The following is a 23,510-nucleotide window of genomic DNA, read 5'->3' on the forward strand; positions in this document are numbered from 1 at the left end:
CGTTTGTCCGGGGTGGAGCAGAGGCGGGCCGGGGTGCGCCGGTTTGTCGCAGGGGCGGGCGCTTCTACGGGGCCGTCGGGGGGTGAGTGACCTTGAGGGCGAGCCAGAGCTCCATCCGGGCGTCCGGGTCGTCCAGCGAGCGGCCGAGGATCTCCTCCACCCGGCGCATCCGGTAGCGCAGGGTGTGCCGGTGGACGCCCAGGTCGGCCGCCGCCGCGTCCCACTGGCCGTGGTGCGAGAGCCAGGCGCGCAGGGAGGCGACCAGGTCGCCCCGGCCCTTGGCATCGTGCTCGTACAGGGCGCGGAGCATGCCGTCGGCGAAGGCCCGTACGGCGTCGTCGGCGAGCAGCGGCAGCACCGAACCGGCGGCCAGCTCCTCGTGCTCGACCAGGGCCCTGCCCCGGCGGCGGGCCACCGAGAGGGCCTGCTCGGCCTGTTTGTACGCGGCCGAGACGGCGATCGGGCCCGCGGGGGCGGAGAGCCCGACGACGACCTCGGTGTCCTCCGCCGCCGGGTCGCGCGGCGGGCGGTCCTCCTGGGCCTCGGCGTAGGCCGCGCAGGCGGCGACGGCGGCTCCCCCGTCGGCGGCCAGCACGACCAGCCGTTCGCCCTCGGGGACCATCAGCAGGGTCTCGCCGGACCGGGCGGCCGCGGTCTCCATGGCCTCGGCGAGCTGTGCGGTGGACGAGGACTCCGGGGCCTCGGCGATGAGCAGCCGGAAGGGGGCGTCGAGCAGCCCGCCGTAGAGGTCTCCGGCGACGGCCCGGGCGTGGTCGGGCTGGCTGGCCAGGAGCATGCGCAGGACGGCCGCGCCCAGGCGCTGTTCGGCGCCCTGGAGCGAGCGGGAGCGGGCCGTGGTGAGGGTGAGCAGGGCGACGGCCGAGTGCACCGCGTACCGCTCCGCCGTGCCGAGCGCGGCCCCGGTGCCGACGGCGAGGGCGCCGCGGACGCGGCGGCCGGTGCCCAGGGACTGGAGCTCGACCCGGTCGTCGGTGTCGCCGACGACGACGCTGGCCGGCGCCGGCCGCTCGCGCAGCCGCTCCACGTCGGGGGTGAGCCGGGCGGCGCGGCGGGCGGCCCAGTCGGGGGCGGCGGCCACGACGGCCCCGGAGGCGTCGTACAGCGCGGCCCAGCCGTCGACCTGCGCGGCGAGCCGGGCGAGCAGATCGGCGGGCCCGTCCCCGGCGAGCGCGGCCCGGGTGAGCTCGCGCTGCGCCTCGAAGCCGGCGGTGACGGCCCGGTACTGGTCGGCGGCGATCTCCGAGGACACGGCCTTGGCGATGGCGAGGAACGGGGTGCGGCGCGGCACCTCGAGCAGGGGCAGCCCGGCCTCCTCGGCGGCGCCGATCAGGGGCTGCGGCACGTCGTCGTAGTTGACCCCGACGGCGAACCCCAGCCCGGCCACCCCGGCTGCGGCCAGCCGCCGCACGTACCGCCCCATGGCCTCGGGGTTGTCGGCGTCGAGATTGGTCGCGGTGACCAGCAGCAGCTCACCGCCCTCCATGTACGGAACGGGATCGGTCAACTCACTGGCGTGCGCCCAGCGCACGGGCGTACCGAGCCGGTCCGCCCCCGCACGCACCGTGAGTTTGAGCGCCGAGTGCTGGACGAGCGAGGCGAGGGTGGGGGGCATGGGGATGGGGGGACCTTTGGGAGGAGGCGATTACGCCGTCCCGTACGAACGGCTGTCGTCGATTCTGCCAGGGTGGCAGAGTTCCTGTCACCGCTGCCACCCCCGGGCCCCCTTTGCGCCGGTCAGCCCGTCAGCCGCACCAGGAGCGGCGGTACGTGTTCACCGCCGACCGTGGTCAGCGAGAGCACCGCGTGCCCCGCCGGCAGTTCGTACGCGAGTCCGGAGGCGGACCAGCGCTCCCGCTCGACCTGGCGCACGGTCACCGCGTCCGTGGTCACGGCCTTGCCGGTGGCCAGCTTCCGCAGCGCGTGCAGGGCGCGGGTGACGGGCTGGTCGGCGAAGACGCCGTGCTGGGCGACCTCCCGGACCTCCACCCACTCCTTGCCCCACGCCTCGGCGAAGCGCTTGCCGTCCCAGGTGGTGACCCCGGGGAAGGCCATGGCGCAGCCGACCGCGCCGAGCAGCGCGGTGTGCAGCCCCTCGGGGACGTCGTCCAGCGTCCGCAGGGCGAGGACCGCCCCGGCGTTGACGGAGCGCAGCCGCCGGATGCCCCGGACGGTCTCGGCGGTGAGGGTCCCGGTCGCGTCGTCCAGAACCAGGCAGACGAAGAGCGAGCGGTCGGCGCGGGCGGCGGCGATCGCGTTGAACTGGGCCAGGACGAGCCGCGCCAGCACGCGGGACGCCTCGGCGTGCACGCGCTCGGGCAGATCGATGCGCACCCGCAGCGGGTGCTGCTCCAGGGAGCGCAGCGAGAACGGGCGGGCGCCCTCGCCGGTGGCGAAGAACCCGGCGAAGGCGGGCCGGTCGAGTGCGGCGATCCGGTCGGCGAGTACGGCGGCGGGGTCGGCCGCGCCGCCCGCCTGCCGGGCCCGGGCGTCCAGTTCACGCAGCATCGCGTGATGGCCTGCCTCCTCCAGCGCCCGGCGCAGGGCGCCCAGTGCGGCGGGCGAGCCCTCCAGGAGTTCGCGGAGTTCGGGGACGGCGGGGAAGCGGCCGTGGACGGCCCGGTAGGGGCCGAGCAGCTGGCCCAGCGCGGTGGCCGCGCGCCGGGTGTCCAGGCCGGGGATGTCACCGGCCAGGCCCTCCGCGAGGGCGGCGGCGGCCTCGTCGGGGTCCGTGGTGCCGCCGTACAGGTCGAAGTCGTGCACGGAGGAGGGGTCGCCGATCCGGACGACGACGTCGTAGGCGTCGTCCGGGCCGAGCCCGGCACCTGCTCCCCCGACGGCCAGCACCGCGGCCTGGCCGGTGAGGGCCCGCAGGGCGAGGGACTCGACGACGGGCCGGACCACCCGGTCCGTCTTGCCGGAGCCCGGGGGCCCGACGGCCAGCAGGGAGGTGCCGAGGGACGCGGGGTCCAGAGCCAGGCCCGAGCCCCGGCGGGGGTAGGGGTTGCGCGGGTCGTCGGCGACGTCGCCGACCCGGACCTGGCCGGTGAGCGGGTCGTGCTCGGCCGTGCGCCGGGGTACGTCCCGGCTGCCGGAGGGGTGGAGATAGGCGTCGGGGCCCTTGCGCAGCACCGTCTCGGTGAAGGACGCGATCCGGTCGGGGCGGGTCCGGACGGTGGACCACGCGTGGCGCAGCCGTACGCAGTCCACGTCGTTCATCCGGCCGGCGTGCACGGCGGCGGTGAGCGCCTCGGCGGCGTCGGTGCTGCCCGCAGCGCGCAGATCCGGCCAGTGGGCCCTGAGGGGGCCGGTGGACTCGGGGGCGGGGGTGGTGCCGGGCTGCCGGGCCGGGTGCTCGGCGGCGCCCCGGGCCCGGCCCGTGAAGGGGCCGAACTCCGTCGCCCACCGGCCGATTCTGGCGAAGGGCCACACGATCGCGGTGGCGATCAGGGCGTAGAGCACGAGCGAGACGAGCAGCGCCAGGTACTTGTTGCCGCCGCCCTGCATCAGCCCGGTGGGGACGGCGGGAAAGACGATGTCCGCGAGCGGCACCCGGTGGGTCCAGACGAGCCAGAGCATGAGCACCGCGGCGGTCGCCGTGAGAACGGCCCTGGCCCGGCCGAGGCCGTCTCCGGCGAAATAGCGGAACACCCCGGCCCAGCCGCCGATCCGGGCGGCCCAGAAGCCGAGGCCGAAGACCAGGACCTGGTAGTAGAGCGTGGTGGAGTTGACCACCAGCGCGGGCGCGTCCTTCCGCAGACCGCCGAAGGACCACCACTCGGGCCCGGTGATGATCTCGATCGGCTTGCTCACATAGGGGACGGTGCGCTCCGTCAGCAGCAGCCACAGCAGCAGCCACAGGGCGAACGTCGCGGCCGGGCCCACCAGCGAGGGGCGCGGCGGCCGCTCGTCGGGCCTCGGCACATGGCCGTACCGCCACACGCCGGGCCCGGGTTCCGGGCGGGGCGCGTTCAGCCAGTCGGCCGTGGCAGCGGGGACACCCGCCGCCCGGGGCGGAGCCGCCGGCGGCCTCGGGACGGACGGCGGCACGGCGGGCGGGAACGGGGGCGGTCCGGCGGGCGGCGGGCCCGCCGGACGCGGTACGGAGCCCCCCGGCCGGCCGGCACGGTCGTCGGGCGGCTGCGCCCCCCGCGTACCCCGCCCGCCGTACGTACCGTCGTTGTCCATGAACCGTTGCCCCCTGACCAGCCGGGTCCGACCCCTGCACCGGTCAATCTAGTGCGGGAACACGGGGAGTTCAGCAACGCGCCCGGATGGTGACGGGCCGGGTGCGCGACGTTTCCGCACCGGCTTCTGTCCGCCACGGACAAGGACATGCCCGCCACCACTCCCGATCGGAGCATGCCGGACCCCCTCCCCCGCCCCTAGCCTGCAGAAAGAGAAGCGTCCGCAATACCCCCCAGGAGCCCCGCATGACCGCTATTCCGCAGGAGCGCCGCGTCCTCACCGCCATTCCCGGCCCGAAGTCGGTGGAGCTGCAGGCCCGCCGGCTGGCGGCGGTCGCCGCTGGTGTGGGCTCCACGCTGCCGGTGTTCACCGCCCGTGCCGGTGGCGGGATCATCGAGGACGTGGACGGCAACCGGCTGATCGACTTCGGCTCCGGGATCGCCGTGACCTCGGTCGGCGCCTCCGCCGAGGCGGTCGTGCGCCGGGCGTCCGCCCAGCTCGCGGACTTCACCCACACCTGTTTCATGGTCACGCCGTACGAGGGGTACGTCGAGGTCTGCGAGCAGCTCGCCGAGCTGACGCCGGGCGACCACGCCAAGAAGTCCGCGCTGTTCAACTCGGGCGCCGAGGCGGTCGAGAACGCGGTGAAGATCGCCCGCGCCTACACCAAGCGCACCGCCGTCGTCGTCTTCGACCACGGCTACCACGGCCGGACCAACCTCACGATGGCGCTGACGGCGAAGAACATGCCGTACAAGCAGGGCTTCGGCCCGTTCGCGCCCGAGGTCTACCGGGTGCCGGTGGCGTACGGCTACCGCTGGCCGACCGGTGCGGAGAACGCCGGCGCCGAGGCGTCCGCGCAGGCCATCGACGAGATCACCAAGCAGATCGGCGCGGACAACGTCGCCGCGATCATCATCGAGCCGGTGCTCGGCGAGGGCGGCTTCATCGAGCCGGCCAAGGGCTTCCTCCCGGCGATCGCGCAGTTCGCCAAGGACAACGGCATCGTCTTCGTCGCGGACGAGATCCAGTCCGGCTTCTGCCGCACCGGCCAGTGGTTCGCCTGCGAGGACGAGGGCATCGTCCCGGACCTGATCACCACCGCCAAGGGCATCGCGGGCGGTCTGCCGCTGTCCGCCGTGACCGGCCGCGCCGAGATCATGGACGCGGCGCACGCGGGCGGCCTCGGCGGCACGTACGGCGGCAACCCGGTCGCCTGCGCGGGCGCGCTCGGCGCCATCGAGACCATGCGCGAGCTTGACCTGAACGCGAAGGCCAGGCGCATCGAGGAGGTCATGAAGGGCCGCCTCGCCGAGATGCGGGCCAAGCTGCCGAACGGCGGCATCATCGGCGACATCCGCGGCCGCGGCGCCATGATCGCGATCGAGCTGGTGAAGCCGGGCACCAAGGACCCGTACCCGGAGGCGGCCGGCGCGCTCGCGAAGGCCTGCCACGCCGAGGGCGTCCTCGTCCTCACCTGCGGCACGTACGGCAACGTGCTGCGCTTCCTGCCGCCGCTGGTGATCGGCGAGGACCTGCTCGACGAGGGCCTCGACGTGATCGAGCGGGCTTTCGCCTCGGTCTGACGCCGGTACGGTCCCGGGCTCCGCACGGGGCGTTTTCCGCCGGGATGCCCGGTGGCCGGACCACCGTCCGCACGGTCCTGTGAAGAAGGTGTGCGGGGGCGATGGCGGGATACGGTACCCGCTGTCCGTCCCCCACCGCCTGACGTACGGTTTGCGCAGATGAGAGAAACACCCCGCCCGCAGGGGACTGCGGGCGACGCCGGGCCGGAGCTTCCCCAGCGCCGTCCTGGTTGTGCCTTCGCGCACACCACTGGAGCCTCCGGCTCCGGAACTCCTCACCGATCGGTTTGCCGCCCGCCCCACACCCCCCGGGGCGCGCGGCAAACCGGTCCGTCCGTCCGTCCCGGAACCACCCCCCCTGTTCCGGGACGGACGGCTCTTCTCTTTTCTGCGGTGTCGGGGCTGTCGGCCCTGTTCGCCCTCACCACCTGGCAGATCGCGGCCGACGGCCCGCTGCGCGCCCTCGACGAACGCACCGGCCGGTTCCTCGTCGGACACGGCCCCCGGTGGCTCACCGAATTCCTCGCCGATCTCGGCAATATGCAGGTCGCGCTCCCGGTCCTGGGCTGCGCGCTGTTCTGGTGCCTGCTGCGCGGCGAGCGCCGGGCGCCGGTCACCGCCGCGCTCGCCATGGCCGCCGTGCCGCTGCTCGTCGTTCCGCTCAAGGACTGGATCGCCCGCCCCGGGCCGCTGACCGAAGCCACCGGCTACTACCCGTCGGGCCATGCGGCGACCGCCGCGGTGGCGTACGGGGCGGCGGCGCTGCTGCTGGCCCCGTACGCGCGGCGCGCGTGGATGATGCCCGTCGCCGCTGTCCTGCTGACAGCGGCGACGGGCATCGGTCTGGTGCTGCGCGGCTATCACTGGCCGCTGGATGTGCTGGGCAGCTGGTTCCTGTGCGGGCTGCTGCTGATCCCGCCGGCGCTCAGCCGCCGAAGTAGGCGTCGAAGTTCTTCGAGAACTCCCAGTTGTTGAAGCGGTCCCAGTTGACGGACCAGGTCATCAGCCCGCGCAGCCCGGACCAGGTGCCGTGGGTGGCGTACGAGCCGCAGTCGGTCTTCTTCGTCAGGCAGTTGAGCGCCTTGGTGACCTCGGCCGGCGAGGTGTGGCCGTTGCCCGCCTGGGTGGACGCCGGCAGGCCGATCGCGACCTGGTCGGGGCGCAGCCCGGGGAAGACCTTGGTCTGGTCGCCCGCCACCGGGAACCCGGCCAGCAGCATGTCGGTCATCGCGATGTGGAAGTCGGCGCCGCCCATGGAGTGGTACTGGTTGTCCAGGCCCATGATGGAGCCCGAGTTGTAGTCCTGGACGTGCAGCAGGGTGAGGTCGTCGCGCAGGGCGTGGATCACCGGGAGGTAGGCCCCGGCGCGCGGGTCCTGGCCGCCCCAGGGGCCCGAGCCGTAGTACTGGTAGCCGAGCTGCACGAAGAAGGTCTCGGGGGCCATGGTGAGGACGAACTTCTCGCCGTACTTGGCCTTGAGGGTCTTCACCGCGGAGATCAGGTTGACGATCACCGGTGTGGTGGGGTTCCGGAAGTCGGTGTCGCCGGTGTTCAGCGAGAGCGAGTGGCCCTCGAAGTCGATGTCAAGGCCGTCCAGACCGTACTCGTCGATGATCTTGCTGACCGAGGAGACGAAGGTGTCGCGGGCGGCGGTGGTGGCGAGCTGCACCTGTCCGTTCTGGCCGCCGATGGAGATCAGCACCTTCTTCCCTGCGGCCTGCTTGGCCTTGATGGCCGCCTTGAACTCGGCCGCGGACTCGACGTTCGGGCACTCGGTGACCGGGCAGAGCGAGAAGCGGATGTCGCCGGAGGTGACGGAGGTCGGCTCGCCGAAGGCCAGGTCGATGACGTCCCAGGAGTCGGGCACGTCCGCCATCCGGGTGTAGCCGGAGCCGTTGGCGAAGCTGGAGTGCAGATAGCCGACGAGCGCGTGGGCCGGCAGCTCCGTGCCGCCGCCCCCGCCGCCGCCCGCGACGGTGGTCGCCGGGACGGCCGCGGACTTCGCGGACTCGCCCGCGGAGTTGGTGGCACTGACCTGGAAGCTGTACGCGGTCGAGGCGGTCAGCCCCGTCACGGTCGCCGAGGTCCCGGTCGCCGAGAGGACCTTCGTGCCGCCCCGGTAGATGTTGTAACCGGTGGCCCCCGAGGACGCGTTCCAGGACAGCGGCACCGAGGACGCGGTGGGCGTGCCCGCCTTGAGGCCGGTGGGTACGGCGGGGAGCGCGACCGGGTCGCCGCCGGGTCCGACGAGGGTGAGGTCGTCGGCGTAGTAGGCGGGGGTTCCGTACCAGCCGTGCGTGTACACCTTGACCGAGGTCGTCGAGGCACCGGTGGTGAACGTGGTGGTGAGCTTCTGCCAGGCCCCGGCGGACTGCGTCCAGGTGGACACGTCGGTCGTGCCGGTGCCCTCGGCCCCCAGGTAGACGTAGCTGCCCTGCACCCAGGCGCTCAGCGTGTACGTGGAGCCGGGCTTGACCGTCACGGACTGGGAGCACTTGGCGTTGTCGCTGCCGGCCGGGGTGGCCTTCAGCGCCGAAGTCCCGCCGTGCACCGGCGTGCTGACGACGGCTCCGCTGCCGCCCGTACAGGTCCAGCCGGTCAGCCCGGCCTCGAAGGTGCCGTTGCTCGCCAGATCGACGTCGGCCGCGGCGGCGCTGGGCGCCGTGGCCGCCAGGCCGCCGACGGCCAGCAGGGCGGCCGAGAACACGGCCAGAAGTCCGGTCATGCGGGCGGGGGGTCCCGTGCGTTCCACAACGGCCTCCGTGCAGGGGGGAATTGAGTGTGGCGCACAACATGGTCCAGACCAATCGGGTTGTCAAGACCTCTGGCACCGGGCGCCCTATTCCTGCTCCCCCGCCGCCGCGCTGCCCGCGGCCTCGTGCATGGCCAGTTCCAGCAGCGTGGCGTCGGTGAGGGTCCCCGAACCGTCCGGCGGGATCAGCCAGCGCACCCCGCCGGCGGCCCGCCCCGGATGGGGCACGACGATCCAGGTGCCCCGGCCCGCACCCCGCACCCCGGTCCCCACCCAGCGGGTGACGGTCCCCGGCGGGACGAAGAAGCCCATCCGGGCCTCGCCGAAGTCCGAGAGGACCGGCCCCGGGCGGTCGATGAGCCGGGTGAGCACGTCGAGCGTGGGATAGCCCAGCTCCCCCGGAAGAATCAGCACGTCCCAGCGCCGGCCGGCGGGAAGGAGCGCGATCCCCTGGGGGTTGCGCTCCCATTCCCACCGGCAGGCGTCGGGATCCGGCGCCGCCGACGCCAGCCACTCGACCGCTGCCCTGATCTCCGCGCCGGCCATGAACCCGCCTCCAACTCCGTTGCCCACCGGCGGGGAGTCGCCGGTGCGTTCACGGGAAGAGAGCGGGGTGGGGCCGATCCATTACGCGGGTTCGGCTACCAATCGGTAGTGGTCTGCGTCACGCACCCGCCGGCCGGGGCTCAGCTGTCGAAACCGAGGCCCACGCGGTCCATCGTGCGCAGCCACAGATTGCGGTGGCCGCCGTTGCTGTCGGCCCTGGCCAGCGACCGCTTGGTGAGCTCGATCCCGGCCCAGGCGAGGGGCTCGGGCGGGAAGGGCAGCGGCTTCTTGCGCACCATCTCCAGCGCGGTCCGCTCGGTGTGCTCGCCGGCCAGCAGGTCGAGCATGACGTCGGCACCGAACCGGGTGGCCCCGACGCCCAGACCGGTGAACCCGGCGGCATAGGCGACCCGGCCCTGATGGGCCGTACCGAAGAAGGCGGAGAACCGCGAACAGGTGTCGATCGCACCGCCCCAGGCGTGGGTGAAACGCACCCCGGCCAATTGCGGGAAGCATTCGAAGAACTGTCCCGCGAGTTTCAGGAAGGTCTCCGGGCGCTGGTCGAGATCGGCGCTGAGCCGGCCCCCGTACGGATAGATCGCGTCGTATCCGCCCCACAGAATGCGGTTGTCCGCGGAGAGCCGGAAGTAATGGAACTGATTGGCGCTGTCCCCCAGTCCCTGCCGGTTCTTCCAGCCGATCGCGGCGAGCCGGTCCTCGCTCAGCGGTTCGGTCATCAGCGCGTAGTCGTAGACCGGGACGGTGTACGGGCGCACCCGCTTGACGAGCGAGGGGAAGATGTTGGTGCCGAGCGCGACGCGGCGGGCGAGGATCTTGCCGTACGGGGTGCGCACCGCCATTCCGGTTCCGGTTCGGGCCAGCTCCAGGCCCCGGGTGTGCTCGTAGATCCGCACCCCGAGGTCGAGGCAGGCCCGCTTCAGGCCCCAGACCAGCTTGGCCGGGTGCAGCATCGCGACCCCGCGCCGGTCCCAGAGACCGCCGAGGAAGGTCGGTGAGTCGACCTCGGCGCGCAGGGCGTCGCGGTCGAGGAACTCCACCCCGCCGAAGCCGTGCCGTTCGGCGTCCCGGTGCCATTCCCGCAGCTCTTCGAGCTGGTGGGGCGCGGTGGCGACATCGATCTCGCCGGTCCGCTCGAACTCGCAGTCGATGGAGTAGCGGGCGACGGCCTCCTCGATGGCGTCGAGGTTGCGCGCGCCGAGTTCCTCCAGCCTCGCGATCTCCCCGGGCCAGCGCTCCAGTCCGTTGGGCAGCCCGTGGGTGAGGGACGCGGCACAGAATCCGCCGTTGCGGCCCGAGGCGGCCCAGCCCGTCTCGTGCCCCTCGATCAGCACGACATCGCGTTCCGGTTCGCGTTCCTTGGCGAGCAGGGCGGTCCACAGTCCGCTGTATCCGCCGCCGATGACGAGGAGGTCGCATCGCTCGTCACCGGTGAGCGCGGGAAGCGCCTCGGGCCGGCCGGGGTCGTCCAGCCAGAAGGACACCGGCTTGGCGTCGGAGAGTGATTGTGCAGCAGTACGCATGGCAGCTGGGGCCATGGTTTCCAACTCCTTCGGGACTTTCAGGGTCGTGCGTTCTTCCGCCGGTTCGCGATCAGCTGGCCGGTGAGAACCACCAGTACCGCAATGATGAACATCGCCGTGCCGATGACATTGATCTGTACGGGCGTGCCGCGCTGTGCCGAGCCCCAGACGAACATGGGGAAGGTCACCGTGGAGCCCGCGTTGAAATTGGTGATGATGAAATCGTCGAAGGAGAGCGCGAACGCGAGCAGCGCTCCCGCGGCGATTCCGGGGGCGGCGATCGGCAGGGTCACCCGCACGAAGGTCTGCACCGGTCCGGCGTACAGATCGCGGGCCGCCTCCTCCAGCCTCGGGTCCATCGACATGACGCGCGCCTTGACCGCCGTCACGACGAAGCTGAGGCAGAACATGATGTGGGCGATCAGGATCGTCCAGAAGCCGAGCTGCGCGCCCATGTTGAGGAAGAGCGTGAGCAGCGACGCGGCCATGACGACCTCGGGCATCGCCATCGGCAGGAAGATCAGCGAGTTGATCGCGCCGCGCGCCCGGAAGCGGTAGCGGACCAGGGCGAACGCGATCATCGTGCCGAGCGCGGTCGCGCCGATCGTGGCCCAGACGGCGATCTGGAGGGAGAGCGAGAGCGAGCCGCACATGTCGGCGACGCCGCAGGGGTCCTTCCAGGCGTCCAGCGAGAAGCGCTGCCAGGAGTAGTTGAAGCGGCCGTTGGGCTTGTTGAAGGAGAACACCATCACGACGATGTTCGGCAGGATCATGTAGGCGAGGGTCAGCAGACCCGCGATGACGACCAGATGGCGTCGCAGCCAGCGCAGTGCGGACATCAGACCAGGTCCTCCGTCCCGGAGCGGCGGATGTAGACGGTGACCATGATCAGGACGGCCGCCATGAGGATGAAGGAGAGCGCGGCCGCCGTCGGATAGTCGAGGACGCGCAGGAACTGGGTCTGGATGACGCTGCCGACCATCTTGGTGTCGGTGGAGCCCAGCAGTTCCGCGTTGACGTAGTCGCCGCTGGCCGGGATGAAGGTCAGCAGCGTGCCGGAGACCACGCCCGGCATGGACAGCGGGAACGTCACCTTGCGGAAGGTGGTGGCGGGGGTCGCGTACAGATCGCCGGCCGCCTCGTGCAGCCTGCCGTCGATCCGCTCCAGCGAGGTGTAGAGCGGCAGGATCATGAACGGCAGGAAGTTGTACGTGAGGCCGCAGACGACCGCCATGGGGGTGGCCAGGACCCGGTTGTTCTCGGTCCAGCCGAGCCAGCTGGTGACGTCCAGGACGTGCAGCGTGTTCAGTACGTCGACGACCGCGCCGCCGTCCGCGAGGATCGTCTTCCAGGCGAGCGTACGGATCAGGAAGCTGGTGAAGAACGGGGCGATGACCAGCACCAGCACCAGATTGCGCCAGCGGCCCGCCTTGAAGGCGATGAGGTAGGCCAGCGGGTAGCCGAGCAGCAGGCACAGGAGCGTGGCGGTGCCGGCGTACAGCAGGGAGCGGATGAACTGCGGGTAGTAGTCGCTCAGCGCGTCCCAGTAGGTCCGGAAGTGCCAGGTGACCTCGAACCCCTTCTCCAGGGATCCGGTCTGTACGGAGGTCGAGGCCTGGTAGACCAGCGGCAGCGCGAAGAAGACGACGAGCCACAGGATGCCGGGGAGCAGCAGCCAGTAGGGGATCAGGCGCTTGCGGGTGGAGGGCTTGCGCACGACCGGCTCGGCTGCGGGAGCCGGCGGCGCCTCCTGGGTGAGGCTCACGCCGCGTCCTCCACCGTCTCCACACCGGCGTCGATGTCCTGGGCGGCGTCGAGCCCGAAGGTGTGCGCCGGGTTCCAGTGCAGGACCACCTCGGCGCCGGGCGTCAGACCGGAGCGGGACTCGACGTTCTGCTCGTACACGTGCAGGGCCTTGCCCGCCGGGCTCTCGACGACGTACTGCGTGGACACGCCGATGAAGCTGGAGTCGACGATCCGGCCGGTGACCCGGTTGCGGCCGTCCGCTATCGCGTCCGCCTCGGCGGCGGCCGCGAGGGAGATCTTCTCGGGGCGGATGCCGAGCAGCAGCTTGCCGCCCTGGTCGGTGGGGCCGGTACATCGGCCGGCGGGCAGCCGGAGCTTCCCGCCGCCGGCGGCCACGACGAGGTCGGTGCCGCCGGAGACGACCTCGCCCTCGATGAGGTTCGAGGTGCCGAGGAAGTTGGCGACGAACGTCGTGCGCGGGTTCTCGTAGAGGTCGGCGGGGGCGCCGAGCTGTTCGACCCGGCCCGCGTTCATCACCGCGACGGTGTCGGCCATGGTCATGGCCTCCTCCTGGTCGTGGGTGACGTGGATGAACGTGATGCCGACCTCGGTCTGGATGCGCTTGAGCTCCAGCTGCATCTGGCGGCGCAGCTTGAGGTCGAGGGCGCCGAGGGGTTCGTCGAGCAGGAGGACCTGCGGGTGGTTGATCAGGGCGCGGGCCACGGCGACGCGCTGCTGCTGGCCGCCGGAGAGCTGGTGCGGCTTGCGCTTGGCGAAGTCGCCGAGCTGGACGAGCTCCAGCATGTCGTCGACCTGCTTCTTCACCGACTTGATGCCGCGGCGGCGCAGTCCGAAGGCCACGTTCTCGGTGATGTCGAGGTGCGGGAAGAGTGCGTAGCTCTGGAAGACGGTGTTGACGGGCCGCTTGTACGGGGGCAGGGCGGTGATGTCCTGGCCGCCGAGGGTGACCGTGCCGGTGGTGGCCTCCTCCAGGCCCGCGATCATCCGCAGGGTGGTGGTCTTGCCGCAGCCGGACGCGCCGAGGAGCGCGAAGAAGGAGCCCTGCGGGACGGTCAGATCGAGCGGGCGGACGGCGTGGAAGGAGCCGTACGTCTTGCTGATCCCGGTGAGGCGGACATCGCCGCCTGTCTGCTGCTGTGTCATGGATCGCAGTCCCAGTGGTGTCAGGGGGAGGTCGGAGAGTCTTCGAGGGGGTGGCGTCAGGCGCCGATGAGCTTGGCGAACTTCTCTTCGTACGCCGTCTCTTCCTCGGAGGTCAGGGAGCGGAAGGCGTGCGACCTGGCGGCCATCGCCTTGTCCGGGAGGATCAGCGTGTTGGCGGCCATCGCCTTGTCGATCCTGGCGAGTTCGTCGCGGACCCCGTCGACCGGGCAGACGTAGTTGATGTACGCGGCGAGCCGAGCGGCGACCGGGGGCTCGTAGTAGTAGTCGATGAGCTTCTCGGCGTTGGTCTTGTGCCGGGCCCTGGCCGGGATCAGCATGTTGTCGCTGGAGGTGATGTATCCGGCGGCCGGGATGGCGAACTTGATGTCCGGGTTCCCGGCCTGGAGCTGGATGATGTCGCCGGCCCAGGCGACGCAGGCGGCGATGTCGCCCTTGTCGAGGTCGGCGGTGTAGTCGTTGCCGGTGAAGCGGCGTATCTGCTTCTTGTCGACGCCCTTCTGGATCCGGCCTATCGCGGCGTCGTAGTCGGCGTCGGTGAACTTCCCGGGGTCCTTGTCCATGTCGAGGAGCGTCATCCCGACGGAGTCGCGCATCTCGGAGAGGAAGCCGACCCGGCCCTTGAGCGTGGGGTCGTCGAGCAGCTGGGTCACGGAGTCGACCTTGCGGCCGCCGGTCGCCCTGGAGTTGTAGGCGATGACGGTCGGGATGCCGGTCCACGGATAGGTGTAGGCGCGGCCCGGGTCCCAGTCGGGGGTGCGGAACTGGGCCGAGAGGTTGGCGAACGCGTGCGGCAGGTTCACCGGGTCGAGCTTCTGGGCCCAGCCGAGCCGGATGATGCGGGCGGCCAGCCAGTCGGTGACGATGATCAGGTCGCGGCCGGTGTCCTGGCCGGCCGCGAGCTGCGGCTTGATCTTCCCGAAGAACTCGACGTTGTCGTTGATGTCCTCGGTGTACTTGACCTTGATCCCGGTGCGTTCGGTGAACGCGTCCAGGGTGGGCCGGTGCTTGCCGTCGTCACTGACGTCCATGTACTCGGTCCAGTTGGAGAAGTTGACCTGCTTCTCCTTGGCCGAGTGGTCGTCCGAGGCCGCGGCCGCGTCGCCCTCGCGCTTGGCGGGCGGGATGCCGCAGGCGCTCAGGGTGCCCAGCCCGCCGATCGCGAGCGCGCCCATACCTGAGGCGCGCAGCAGCGACCGGCGGGTGAGGGCTCCCCTGCCGTTGGTCAGCGTGCGACGCATCGCGGCCAGCTGGGCCGCGGAGAGACGCTCGGGCTCGTACTGCTCCATGCGCGTTGCCCTTCCGGGTGGGTGTGCGGCCGGACCGGCCGGTTTATCGGTCCCCGAAGATCGTGCGGTGCCAGTCCTTGCGGGCGACCGCGGTGTTGTCGTACATGACGTGCTTGACCTGTGTGTACTCCTCGAAGGAGTACGCCGACATGTCCTTGCCGAAGCCGCTGGCCTTGTATCCGCCGTGCGGCATCTCGCTGATGATCGGGATGTGGTCGTTGACCCAGACGCAGCCCGCCTTGATCTCGCGGGTGGCGCGGCCGGCCCGGTACAGATCGCGGGTCCAGGCGGACGCGGCGAGGCCGTAGGGGGTGTCGTTGGCCAGACCGATGCCCTCGTCGTCGGTGTCGAAGGGCAGCACGACCAGGACCGGGCCGAAGATCTCGGACTGGACGATCTCGCTGTCCTGGGCGGCGCCGGTGACCAGCGTCGGCCGGTAGTAGGCGCCGGCGGCCAGCTCGCCGCCGGGGGCCTCGCCGCCGGTGACGACCGTGGCGTAGGCGCGGGCGCGCTCGACGAAGGCGGCGACCCGGTCGCGCTGGGCATGGCTGATCAGCGGGCCGAGGTCGGTCTTCGGGTCGAACGGGTCGCCGAGCCGGACGGACTCCATGAGCGCGGCGACGCCCTCGACGAAGGCGTCGTACAGCGGGCGCTGGACGTAGGCCCGGGTGGCGGCCGTGCAGTCCTGGCCGGTGTTGATGAGGGAGCCGGCGACCGCGCCGTTGACCGCGGCCTCCACGTCGGCGTCGTCGAAGACCACGAAGGGCGCCTTGCCGCCGAGCTCCAGGTGGAGGCGCTTGACGGTGGAGGTGGCGATCTCCGCGACCCGCTTGCCGACGGCCGTGGAGCCGGTGAAGGAGGTCATCACGACGTCGGGGTGGCCGACGAGGTGCTCACCGGCGTCCTTGCCGGCGCCCGTGACGATGTTGATCACCCCGTCCGGGATGCCCGCCTCGGTGGCCGCCTGCGCGAACATCAGCGAGGTCAGCGGGGTGATCTCAGCGGGCTTGAGCACGATGGTGTTGCCCGCGGCGACGGCCGGGAGGACCTTCCAGGCGGCCATCTGGAGCGGGTAGTTCCAGGGGGCGATGGAGCCGATGACCCCGATCGCCTCACGGCGTACGTACGAGGTGTGGTCGCCGGAGTACTCTCCGGCGGCCTTGCCCTCCAGATGGCGGGCGGCGCCCGCGAAGAAGGAGGTGTTGTCGACCGTGCCGGGGACGTCGAACTCGGTGGAGAGCCTGACCGGCTTGCCGCACTGGAGGGACTCCGCGTACGCGAAGTCGTCCGCCTGCCCGGCGAGGACGGCGGCGAAGCGGTGCATCGCCTCGGAACGCTCGGCCGGGCTCGCCCCGGACCAGCCGGGGAACGCCTCGCGGGCCGCCGCGACGGCCGCGTCGACATCGGCGGTGCTCGCCAGCTCGTAGGTGTAGACGGTCTCACCCGTGGCCGGGTTCACCACGTCGTGGCTGCGTCCCGATGTGCCGGGCCGCAGTCTTCCGCCGATGTACTGCGCGCCGTCCGCGAAGCGGTCCTGCACTTGGAAGCTGTTGCCCATCACGCTCTCCTCCGCCGCTCCCCGCAGACCGGGGGCGGCGTAGCATCTGCTCGATTTGAGTGCCGATCCTGACAGAGGGTCCCGCACCCAACAAGTGATTCCGTTGTTGCCTTTTGGTTACGCGACGGAATCTGTCGACCATGTGTCGGGTCGGCATGGAATTCCCCGTACGTAGTGTCAGTGGCGAATGCCAGACTCGCGTGTCATGGAACACATCGGGGATGTCCGGGATGTCGACGCGCTCGTGTCGCTGGCCGCTGCGGGCGAACGAGTGAAGTACCTGCTCTTCTGGGGGCACCGTCCGCGCCCGGACGGCCGGATCGGCGCGAGCTGCCTCAGCCAGTGGTGGCCGTCTCCGTTCACGGTCGGCGGGGTGACATACGCGTCCGCCGAGCACTGGATGATGGCGGGCAAGGCGCGGCTGTTCGGTGACGCGGAGGCGGAGGAGCGCGCCGTGGCGGCGAAGAGCCCGGCACAGGCCAAGAAGGTGGGGCGCCTGGTCCGCGATTTCGACGACGCGGTCTGGGTGCGCGAGCGGTACGGGCTGGTGGTGGCGGGCAGCGCCCACAAGTTCGGGCAGAACCCGGAGCTGGCCGCGTACCTGCGGACCACGGGTGACCGGGTCCTCGTGGAGGCGAGCCCGCTGGACCGGATCTGGGGCATCGGGCTGGCGGCGGACGATCCGCGCGCCGAGGATCCGGCGAGGTGGCGGGGGCTGAATCTGCTGGGGTTCGCGCTGATGGAGGCCCGGGCGGGGCTGCGGGACGGGGCGGACGGCATATGAAACGGCCTGCGGGGCGGCGGGAGAGGCTCCCACCGCCCCGCGGGCCGTTGTGCGGCACGCCGCGACGGGCCGGTCACACCCCCAGCGGGAGGTGCTGCCCCGCGTCGGCGGCCACCGACACCGAGACCGGTGCGTGGACCGGTGCGCGGCTCTCGTCGAAGTCGTCCGTGGTGACGGCCCAGACGAAGAAGCCCAGGAACGCCGCGCTGACGACGATGCCGACCGAGCCGAGGATGATGCCGGCCAGGGCCACACCGCCGTTGTTGGCCTCACCCCGGTTGGCCCGGCCGCGGCCGAGGATCCCGAAGATCAGCGCGAGGACGCCGAGGATGATGCCGAGGCCGTACAGGCAGAAGCCGGCCACCGCGATGATGCCGAGCACCAGCGAGGCGATGCCCATCCCGTTCGCGGGCTGCGGCCCGCCCCACCCGGCCTGGCCGTACCCGGGGTATCCCGGGTAGTCGCCGTACTGCGGCTGCGCGGCCGGGTAGCCGTACTGGGCCTGCGGGGCCTGCGGGCCCTGGGCCGCCGGATAGCCGTACTGCGGCGGGGCCGGGTAGCCGTACTGCCCCGCGGTCGGCGGGGCCGGCTGTCCGGGACCGTTCGGTCCGACGGGCGGCGCGGGTATCGCGCCGGTGCCGGAGGGCTGCCCCGCCTCCGGTGCGCCGAAGCCGGCCGTCGGGAGGGGTCCCGTACCGGCGCTCGGCATCGAGGTGACCGTCTGCTGGTCGTGCACGGTCGGCGGCAGGCCGCCCCCGGTGGCGCCGTCCGTCGGCGGGCGGCTGTCCTCGGTGCTCTTGTCCAGCGGCACCTTGCTGCCCGGATATCCCGGGTTGCCCTGATTGTCCGGCGGAGCCCACGGATCGCGCGGTGCGGCCCCGTCCGCCGGCTGCTCTGTGTTGTCTGACATGGGCCTCCCCCATCGTGATGCGGTCATGCTACGGCCCGGCCCCCGTCCTACGATGACTCCCGTCCCTGCCCCGGTTCCGACGGCGACCCGGGACACCGCACCGTCCCAGCTCCCCGGAGAAACCGATGACCGATCTGCACCCCTTCATCGCGGGGCTGCCCAAGGCCGAGCTCCATGTCCACCACGTCGGTTCGGCCTCGCCCCGGATCGTCGCCGAGCTCGCCGCGCACCACCCCGACTCCAAGGTCCCCACCGCCCCCGAGGCGCTGGCCGACTACTTCTCCTTCACCGACTTCGCGCACTTCATCGACGTCTACCTCTCGGTCGTGGACCTGATCCGCACCCCGGAGGACGTCCGGCTGCTGACGTTCGAGGTCGCCCGCGACATGGCGCGGCAGAACATCCGCTACGCGGAGCTGACCGTCACCCCGTTCTCCTCGACCCGCCGGGGCATTCCCGAGCAGGGCTTCATGGAAGCCATCGAGGACGCCCGCAAGGCCGCCGAGTCGGAGCTCGGTGTGGTGCTGCGCTGGTGCTTCGACATTCCGGGCGAGGCCGGTCTGGAGGCCGCCGAGGAGACCACCCGGCTCGCCGTGGACCTGCGGCCCGAAGGACTCGTCTCGTTCGGCCTCGGCGGCCCCGAGATCGGGGTGGACCGGCCCCAGTTCAAGCCGTACTTCGACCGGGCGATCGCCGAGGGCCTGCACTCCGTGCCGCACGCCGGGGAGACCACGGGACCGCAGACCGTCTGGGACGCCCTGACCCATCTGCGCGCGGAGCGCATCGGCCACGGCACCAGCTCGGTGCGCGACCCGAAGCTGCTGGACCACCTCGCCGAGCACCGCATCGCGCTGGAGGTGTGCCCCACCTCGAACATCGCGACCCGCGCGGTGGCCGACATCGAGCAGCACCCGGTCGGGGAGATGGTCCGGGCGGGCGTGCTGGTCACGATCAACAGCGACGACCCGCCCATGTTCGGCACGGACCTCAACAACGAGTACGCGGTGGCCGCCCGGCTGCTCGGCCTCGACGAGCGGGGTCTCGCCGCGCTCGCGAAGAACGCGGTCGAGGCGTCCTTCCTCGACCCGGCCGGCAAGCGCACGCTGGCCGCCGAGATCGACACGTACACGACGGACTGGCTCGCGCGCACGGGCCGGTGACACCCCTGCGGTGACAATGGGCCCATGGTCACCCCTCTCACTCCCGTCACAGCGGTCGCGCATCGCGGCGATCCGTACCGGTTCCGCGAGAACACCCTTCCCTCGATCCGCTCCGCCCTCGAACGGGGGGCGGACGCGGTCGAGATCGATGTCCGGGTCACCCGCGACGGGGTGCCGGTCCTGCTGCACGACGCCACACTGGAACGGCTGTGGGGCCATGACGTGCGGCTGGACCGGCTCACCCACCAGGAGGTGACCGAGCTGACCGGCGGCGGGGTGCCCACCCTGCGCGATGCCCTGCTCGCCGTCGGGGCGCACCGGGTGATGGTCGATCTGCCCGGCTCCACGGACGAGTCCGTGCGCAGGACGGTCGGGGTGGTCCGCGAGTGCGGGGCCGGTGAGCGCGCCTACTACTGCGCGGGGCCCGAGGCCATGCTGCGGGTGCGCGCGGCCGACCCGTCCGCCGAGATCGCGATGACCTGGACCTCGCTCGCCCCGCCCCGGGCGGGGCTGCTGGAGGCGATCGGGCCGCGCTGGCTGAACTACCGGTTCGGGCTGGTGAGCCGCGAGCTGACGGACCGCAACCACCGGGACGGGCTGCTGGTCTCGGCGTGGACGGCGGACACCGGTCGGACGATGCGCCGGCTGATCCGCGCGGGCGTGGACTCCGTCACCACCAACCGGGTCGACGTCCTGCACCGGCTGATCCTCAAGTCCGCGGGCGGCGACGCGACTTGATCGGTCCGGCATCATGGACGGCACCTCATCGTCCCCGATGCCAGGCCGGCGCCAAGGAGCAGACGTGACCACGCCCCGCAGCAACTCCCTCCCCGCCCGGGTCCGTTCCGATGTCGCGCACAACGCCCGGGTCTGGAACTACTGGCTCGGCGGCAAGGACCACTTCCCCGTGGACCGCGCGGTCGGCGACCAGGTCACCGCCATGTACCCGAGCATCGGCGAGGTGGCGCGGGCCGACCGGGCGTTCCTGGGCCGGGCGGTGCGGTATCTGGCCGGGGACGCGGGGATCGGCCAGTTCCTGGACATCGGCACCGGTCTGCCGACGGCGGACAACACCCACGAGGTCGCCCAGCACACCGCCCCGGACGCCCGGGTCGTCTACGTCGACAACGACCCGATCGTCCTGGCGCACGCCCGCTCGCTGCTCACCAGCTCCCCGGAGGGCGCGACCGAGTACGTCGACGCGGACGCGCGCCGCCCGGAGCTGATCCTGAGGGCCGCCCAGCCGACCCTGGACCTTCGGCGGCCGGTCGCCGTGATGCTGCTGGGCATCCTGAATTTCGTCCTCGACACGGACGAGGCGACGCGCGTCGTCCGTGTGCTGATGGACGCGGTGCCCTCCGGCAGCTATCTGGTCCTCACCCACCCCACCCTCGAGCTGGGCGGCGAGGGCAACGAGGCGGCGATGCGGTTCTGGAACGAGAACGCCACACCCCCGATCACCGCCCGCACCCGCTTCGAGTTCGCCTCGTTCCTGACCGGCCTCGACCTGGTGGAGCCTGGCATCGTCTCCTGCGCCCGCTGGCGCCCGTCACCGGGGACGGCCGAGCCCGAGGTGGCGCAGTTCGGCGCGGTGGCGCGGAAGCGCTGACCATTCCCCACCGCACGGCGGGGGCTCCGGCCGGCTCAGCCGACCGCAGCGGCCTCCGGCGCGGGCGCCGCTTCCGGGGTCCGTTCCAGGGCCTCCAGCCGCTTGATCTTGCGGTGCACGATCAGCAGCGGGATGACTCCGAAGACACCGAACGACATGTCGATGACCGACCACCAGAACGGGATGTCGCGGATGGGCCCGCAGATCAGCGCGAGCGGGATGATCCCGGCGCAGGCGATCATGCCGAATTCGATGACCCAGATGTTGCGGACCGGATCCCGGTAGGGGCCGTAGAAGGCGACCGCGATCACGAGGTGGGCGAAGGCCAGCCAGTCGGTGCCGTAGAGGACGAAGGGGTACTCGGCGTCGGCCGTGTCGAGGCCGGTGCGGACCCGGGTGATCCACTCCATCAGGGCGGGGAAGTGCTCGGGGACGGGCGAGGCCGAGGAGCTCAGCAGGTCCTCGGTCCAGCGCAGTTCGTGGACGAGCGGGAAGGCGGTCAGCCCGCTCAGAACCAGACAGATGACGAAGACGGCCAACCACACGCGTATACGCCTCTGCAGGGCGCGTCGCTCGCTCATATCCGCAGCGTACGCCGGGTTTTGCCGGCTCTTTGCACCGGCCCGCCAGGGCGGGGGCCGCCCGGATCCGGTGCGGATCAGGGCGGCCCGGTGGAGCGGCAGGTCGTTACCGTGCCTGGCCGCCGCCCCGCGTCCCGCCGGCGGTCCGGGCCGTGCCCGTGCCCGTGTCGATGACGAACTGCGATCCGGGTTCGACCAGGACGTCCCCGTCGCGCGAGCCGCTGATCGTCACATCGGTGAGCGTCGCGCTGCCCCGCGCGCCGCCCATGGCGAGGATCCCGGAGCCGTTGGCGGAGCCGGAGATCGTCACATTGCTGATCTTCACATCCGGCATGGCGCCGCCGCCGGTCTTGAACTGGATGCCGTCGTACGTCGAGTCCTGGATGTCGGTGTCACGGATCGTGACGCCGGGGATGTCGGGGCCCTGTGCGAACAGGGTGATCGCGCCGAACTCCTGGTCCTCGTTCCAGAACGCCCCGCCCGTGCGGTAGAGCCCGTTGTTCGCGATCAGGGTTTCGCCGGAGAAGGGCACCGGGTCGTGATCGGTGGCCAGCATGATGCCCGGGTAGTTCATGGTGTCGTAGACCAGGTTGTTCTCGATCCTGTTGCCGTAGCCGCCGTAGACGGCGATGCCGTTGGCCCGCCAGGGCAGTTGCACGGTGTTGCCGCTGAAGACGTTGTCGTGGCCGATGTCCACGGCGGGGTCCTTGACGTACTTGCTGGCCCATACCGCCAGCGCGTCGTCCCCGGTGTTGCGGAAGGAGGAGTCGGTGACGGAGGAGTTGCGGGTGCCGTTGGTGAAGTTGATGCCGTCCGCGTAGGTGTTGCGGATGCGCATCCCGCTGAATTCGAGGCCGTCACCGGGGCCCCACAGCTCCGGGATGTTGCTGTAGTCGCGGCCGACCCAGGTCCCGACATTGGCGTGCTCGATCCACACGTTGGTGATCTTGGTGTTCTTGCCGAACCGGCCGTTGAGACCGACGCCGCCCTCGGCGTTGCCGTCGCCGCCCCGGATGGTGCCGGAACCGAAGATCGCGATGTCCGAGATCTGGGTGTTGTCGTCGATGTCGAAGCCGAAGTTGCCCTCGTGCGGGTGGTTGATGCCGCCCGCGTCCTGCGGCGGGGTCAGGGAGTACAGCTGGGAGTGCCACATCCCGGCGCCTCGGACGGTGACGTCACGGATACCGACCTGGTTGTACTGACCCCGGTCCTGCGGGTCGTCGGTGAGGATCTTCTGCTCCTGGCGCCACTGCCCGGCCGGGATCCACACACAGTCGATCTCACCGTTCTGATCGGCGGTGACGGCCTTCTGGATGGCGTCCGTGTCGTCCTTCCCGTCGTCGGGGACCGCGCCGTACTCGGTGATCGAGGTGCACGCGTCGGGCTTGCTCGCCGGCGGCGCCACCTGCTCCAGGTCGACCAGGTCGACGACGTAGTACGCGGCGTCGTCACCGGAGTCCCGCTGAAGGCGGAAGGTGGTGCCCTCGGGGTAGGTCTTGTCGAGCAGGGCGTGCGATTCGTCGAACAGCCGCCGCGCGTCGCCGCCGGGGGTGTTCGTCAGGCCTTCCGGGTCGTCCGTGCTGCCGTACAGCCAGCTGTGCTTGGACGACAGGTCGAGCTTCTGCACGAACGTGCCGTCGGCGTAGAGGCTCAGCGTCCTGTCCTGGCCCCCGCCGCCCGGCGCGTCGGGAATCGAGTTGCGGACGACGATCGAGTTGGTGGAGCCGGCCGATGTGAACTCCACGTACTGGCCGGTGGTGTCCAGGCGTACCGACTTGCGCCCCGAGGACTCGGTGGCGAAGTTGGTGTGCCCGAAGGTGCGGGTGGCGTCCGTCTCCAGCAAGGTGCCGTCGTAGGTGCCGTCCTCCGCCTCGTACTCGGTGTACGGGGTCGCGGCGCCCCGGTCGGCCGCGGCGGCGGCCGGTCCTGGTGCCGGCGCCGCGTGTGCGGCGGCCGGCAGCAGCCAGGCGGCGGTCAGGGTGGCGCCGAGTGCGAGGGCGATGGCCCGCCGGCTCCGGTCTCTCCTGGTCACAGCGTTCCTTTCGGTGTGGGGAGGGGGT

At 71.5% G+C, this 23,510-nt stretch carries 19 protein-coding genes; 6 read left to right on the forward strand and 13 right to left on the reverse strand.

The genetic code is table 11. The features are described from left to right. Positions 1 to 64: 64 nt before the first annotated feature. Positions 65 to 1,633, reverse strand: coding sequence for a PucR family transcriptional regulator (locus tag RLT58_RS09400; protein ID WP_311309951.1), 1,569 nt, complete (start codon positions 1,631 to 1,633; stop codon positions 65 to 67). Between the two features lie 122 nt (positions 1,634 to 1,755). Then, positions 1,756 to 4,206, reverse strand: coding sequence for an ATP/GTP-binding protein (locus RLT58_RS09405; protein ID WP_311309952.1), 2,451 nt, complete (start codon positions 4,204 to 4,206; stop codon positions 1,756 to 1,758). Between the two features lie 245 nt (positions 4,207 to 4,451). On the opposite strand from RLT58_RS09405, the gene gabT reads away from it, so the two are divergent. Then, positions 4,452 to 5,792: a 4-aminobutyrate--2-oxoglutarate transaminase gene (gene gabT, locus RLT58_RS09410; RefSeq protein ID WP_311309953.1), complete on the forward strand. Its 1,341-nt coding sequence runs from the start codon at positions 4,452 to 4,454 to the stop codon at positions 5,790 to 5,792. Between the two features lie 159 nt (positions 5,793 to 5,951). Next, positions 5,952 to 6,767, forward strand: a complete 816-nt coding sequence (locus RLT58_RS09415) for a phosphatase PAP2 family protein (protein WP_311309954.1) — start codon at positions 5,952 to 5,954, stop codon at positions 6,765 to 6,767. Here RLT58_RS09415 and RLT58_RS09420 read toward each other — a convergent pair. The 8 genes from RLT58_RS09420 to RLT58_RS09455 all read right to left on the reverse strand — a co-directional run bounded on the left by RLT58_RS09420 (position 6,718) and on the right by RLT58_RS09455 (position 16,406). Beyond that, positions 6,718 to 8,544, reverse strand: coding sequence for a chitinase (locus RLT58_RS09420; protein ID WP_311309955.1), 1,827 nt, complete (start codon positions 8,542 to 8,544; stop codon positions 6,718 to 6,720). The genes RLT58_RS09415 and RLT58_RS09420 overlap by 50 nt on opposite strands. Positions 8,545 to 8,631: 87 nt before the next feature. Beyond that, the gene (locus RLT58_RS09425; protein WP_311309956.1) at positions 8,632 to 9,090 is read right to left on the reverse strand and encodes a bifunctional DNA primase/polymerase; all 459 of its coding nucleotides are present in this window, start codon (positions 9,088 to 9,090) and stop codon (positions 8,632 to 8,634) included. Positions 9,091 to 9,230: 140 nt separating this feature from the next. Continuing rightward, the gene (locus tag RLT58_RS09430) at positions 9,231 to 10,646 is read right to left on the reverse strand and encodes an NAD(P)/FAD-dependent oxidoreductase (RefSeq protein WP_311309957.1); all 1,416 of its coding nucleotides are present in this window, start codon (positions 10,644 to 10,646) and stop codon (positions 9,231 to 9,233) included. A gap of 23 nt (positions 10,647 to 10,669) precedes the next feature. Continuing rightward, a complete protein-coding gene (locus tag RLT58_RS09435; RefSeq protein ID WP_311309958.1) occupies positions 10,670 to 11,470 on the reverse strand; it encodes an ABC transporter permease in 801 nt (266 codons plus the stop codon). Then, positions 11,470 to 12,396 carry an ABC transporter permease gene (locus tag RLT58_RS09440; protein ID WP_311309959.1) on the reverse strand — a complete coding sequence of 309 codons (927 nt, stop codon included), beginning with the start codon at positions 12,394 to 12,396 and terminating at the stop codon, positions 11,470 to 11,472. The genes RLT58_RS09435 and RLT58_RS09440 overlap by 1 nt, the downstream gene beginning before the upstream one ends. Continuing rightward, positions 12,393 to 13,541 carry an ABC transporter ATP-binding protein gene (locus RLT58_RS09445; protein WP_311309960.1) on the reverse strand — a complete coding sequence of 383 codons (1,149 nt, stop codon included), beginning with the start codon at positions 13,539 to 13,541 and terminating at the stop codon, positions 12,393 to 12,395. The genes RLT58_RS09440 and RLT58_RS09445 overlap by 4 nt, the downstream gene beginning before the upstream one ends. A gap of 56 nt (positions 13,542 to 13,597) precedes the next feature. Beyond that, on the reverse strand, positions 13,598 to 14,848 hold the full coding sequence (locus RLT58_RS09450; protein WP_311309961.1) for a polyamine ABC transporter substrate-binding protein: 1,251 nt from the start codon (positions 14,846 to 14,848) through the stop codon (positions 13,598 to 13,600). A 43-nt stretch (positions 14,849 to 14,891) separates the two neighbouring features. Beyond that, the gene (locus RLT58_RS09455; RefSeq protein ID WP_311309962.1) at positions 14,892 to 16,406 is read right to left on the reverse strand and encodes a gamma-aminobutyraldehyde dehydrogenase; all 1,515 of its coding nucleotides are present in this window, start codon (positions 16,404 to 16,406) and stop codon (positions 14,892 to 14,894) included. 205 nt (positions 16,407 to 16,611) lie between these two features. On the opposite strand from RLT58_RS09455, the gene RLT58_RS09460 reads away from it, so the two are divergent. Then, the gene (locus RLT58_RS09460; protein WP_311309963.1) at positions 16,612 to 17,190 is read left to right on the forward strand and encodes a riboflavin biosynthesis intermediates N-glycosidase; all 579 of its coding nucleotides are present in this window, start codon (positions 16,612 to 16,614) and stop codon (positions 17,188 to 17,190) included. A 73-nt stretch (positions 17,191 to 17,263) separates the two neighbouring features. Here RLT58_RS09460 and RLT58_RS09465 read toward each other — a convergent pair whose 3' ends face one another. Then, complete coding sequence (locus tag RLT58_RS09465; protein WP_311309964.1) at positions 17,264 to 18,100, reverse strand: DUF4190 domain-containing protein; 837 nt, start codon at positions 18,098 to 18,100, stop codon at positions 17,264 to 17,266. Positions 18,101 to 18,225: 125 nt separating this feature from the next. Between RLT58_RS09465 and RLT58_RS09470 the strand changes: the two genes are divergently transcribed. From RLT58_RS09470 to RLT58_RS09480, 3 genes are read left to right on the forward strand one after another with little or no spacing between them, the layout of a single operon-like run. Next, positions 18,226 to 19,260: an adenosine deaminase gene (locus tag RLT58_RS09470; RefSeq protein ID WP_311309965.1), complete on the forward strand. Its 1,035-nt coding sequence runs from the start codon at positions 18,226 to 18,228 to the stop codon at positions 19,258 to 19,260. Positions 19,261 to 19,284: 24 nt separating this feature from the next. After that, the gene (locus RLT58_RS09475) at positions 19,285 to 19,998 is read left to right on the forward strand and encodes a glycerophosphodiester phosphodiesterase (RefSeq protein WP_311309966.1); all 714 of its coding nucleotides are present in this window, start codon (positions 19,285 to 19,287) and stop codon (positions 19,996 to 19,998) included. A gap of 37 nt (positions 19,999 to 20,035) precedes the next feature. Continuing rightward, positions 20,036 to 20,869 (forward strand): SAM-dependent methyltransferase, encoded by an 834-nt coding sequence (locus tag RLT58_RS09480; protein ID WP_311309967.1) that lies wholly within the window; start codon positions 20,036 to 20,038, stop codon positions 20,867 to 20,869. A 35-nt stretch (positions 20,870 to 20,904) separates the two neighbouring features. Here the strand turns inward: RLT58_RS09480 and RLT58_RS09485 are convergent, their stop codons facing one another. Beyond that, complete coding sequence (locus RLT58_RS09485; RefSeq protein WP_311309968.1) at positions 20,905 to 21,450, reverse strand: hypothetical protein; 546 nt, start codon at positions 21,448 to 21,450, stop codon at positions 20,905 to 20,907. A 106-nt stretch (positions 21,451 to 21,556) separates the two neighbouring features. Then, positions 21,557 to 23,482 carry a glycosyl hydrolase family 28-related protein gene (locus tag RLT58_RS09490; RefSeq protein WP_399131205.1) on the reverse strand — a complete coding sequence of 642 codons (1,926 nt, stop codon included), beginning with the start codon at positions 23,480 to 23,482 and terminating at the stop codon, positions 21,557 to 21,559. Positions 23,483 to 23,510: the final 28 nt, after the last annotated feature.

It is taken from the genome of Streptomyces sp. ITFR-16 (assembly GCF_031844705.1).
GTDB lineage: Bacteria > Actinomycetota > Actinomycetes > Streptomycetales > Streptomycetaceae > Streptomyces.

Excerpts from the sequence above, each read along its gene's own strand:
- RLT58_RS09455 (WP_311309962.1), bottom strand. The coding sequence starts at position 16,406 with ATGGGCAACAGCTTCCAAGTGCAGGACCGCTTCGCGGACGGCGCGCAG.
- RLT58_RS09485 (WP_311309968.1), bottom strand. The coding sequence starts at position 21,450 with ATGAGCGAGCGACGCGCCCTGCAGAGGCGTATACGCGTGTGGTTGGCC.
- RLT58_RS09465 (WP_311309964.1), bottom strand. The coding sequence starts at position 18,100 with ATGTCAGACAACACAGAGCAGCCGGCGGACGGGGCCGCACCGCGCGAT.
- RLT58_RS09425 (WP_311309956.1), bottom strand. The coding sequence starts at position 9,090 with ATGGCCGGCGCGGAGATCAGGGCAGCGGTCGAGTGGCTGGCGTCGGCG.
- RLT58_RS09405 (WP_311309952.1), bottom strand. The coding sequence starts at position 4,206 with ATGGACAACGACGGTACGTACGGCGGGCGGGGTACGCGGGGGGCGCAG.
- RLT58_RS09400 (WP_311309951.1), bottom strand. The coding sequence starts at position 1,633 with ATGCCCCCCACCCTCGCCTCGCTCGTCCAGCACTCGGCGCTCAAACTC.
- RLT58_RS09480 (WP_311309967.1), top strand. The coding sequence starts at position 20,036 with ATGCCAGGCCGGCGCCAAGGAGCAGACGTGACCACGCCCCGCAGCAAC.
- RLT58_RS09475 (WP_311309966.1), top strand. The coding sequence starts at position 19,285 with ATGGTCACCCCTCTCACTCCCGTCACAGCGGTCGCGCATCGCGGCGAT.
- RLT58_RS09450 (WP_311309961.1), bottom strand. The coding sequence starts at position 14,848 with ATGGAGCAGTACGAGCCCGAGCGTCTCTCCGCGGCCCAGCTGGCCGCG.
- RLT58_RS09435 (WP_311309958.1), bottom strand. The coding sequence starts at position 11,470 with ATGTCCGCACTGCGCTGGCTGCGACGCCATCTGGTCGTCATCGCGGGT.
- RLT58_RS09430 (WP_311309957.1), bottom strand. The coding sequence starts at position 10,646 with ATGGCCCCAGCTGCCATGCGTACTGCTGCACAATCACTCTCCGACGCC.
- RLT58_RS09445 (WP_311309960.1), bottom strand. The coding sequence starts at position 13,541 with ATGACACAGCAGCAGACAGGCGGCGATGTCCGCCTCACCGGGATCAGC.
- RLT58_RS09470 (WP_311309965.1), top strand. The coding sequence starts at position 18,226 with ATGACCGATCTGCACCCCTTCATCGCGGGGCTGCCCAAGGCCGAGCTC.
- RLT58_RS09460 (WP_311309963.1), top strand. The coding sequence starts at position 16,612 with ATGGAACACATCGGGGATGTCCGGGATGTCGACGCGCTCGTGTCGCTG.
- RLT58_RS09415 (WP_311309954.1), top strand. The coding sequence starts at position 5,952 with ATGAGAGAAACACCCCGCCCGCAGGGGACTGCGGGCGACGCCGGGCCG.
- gabT (WP_311309953.1), top strand. The coding sequence starts at position 4,452 with ATGACCGCTATTCCGCAGGAGCGCCGCGTCCTCACCGCCATTCCCGGC.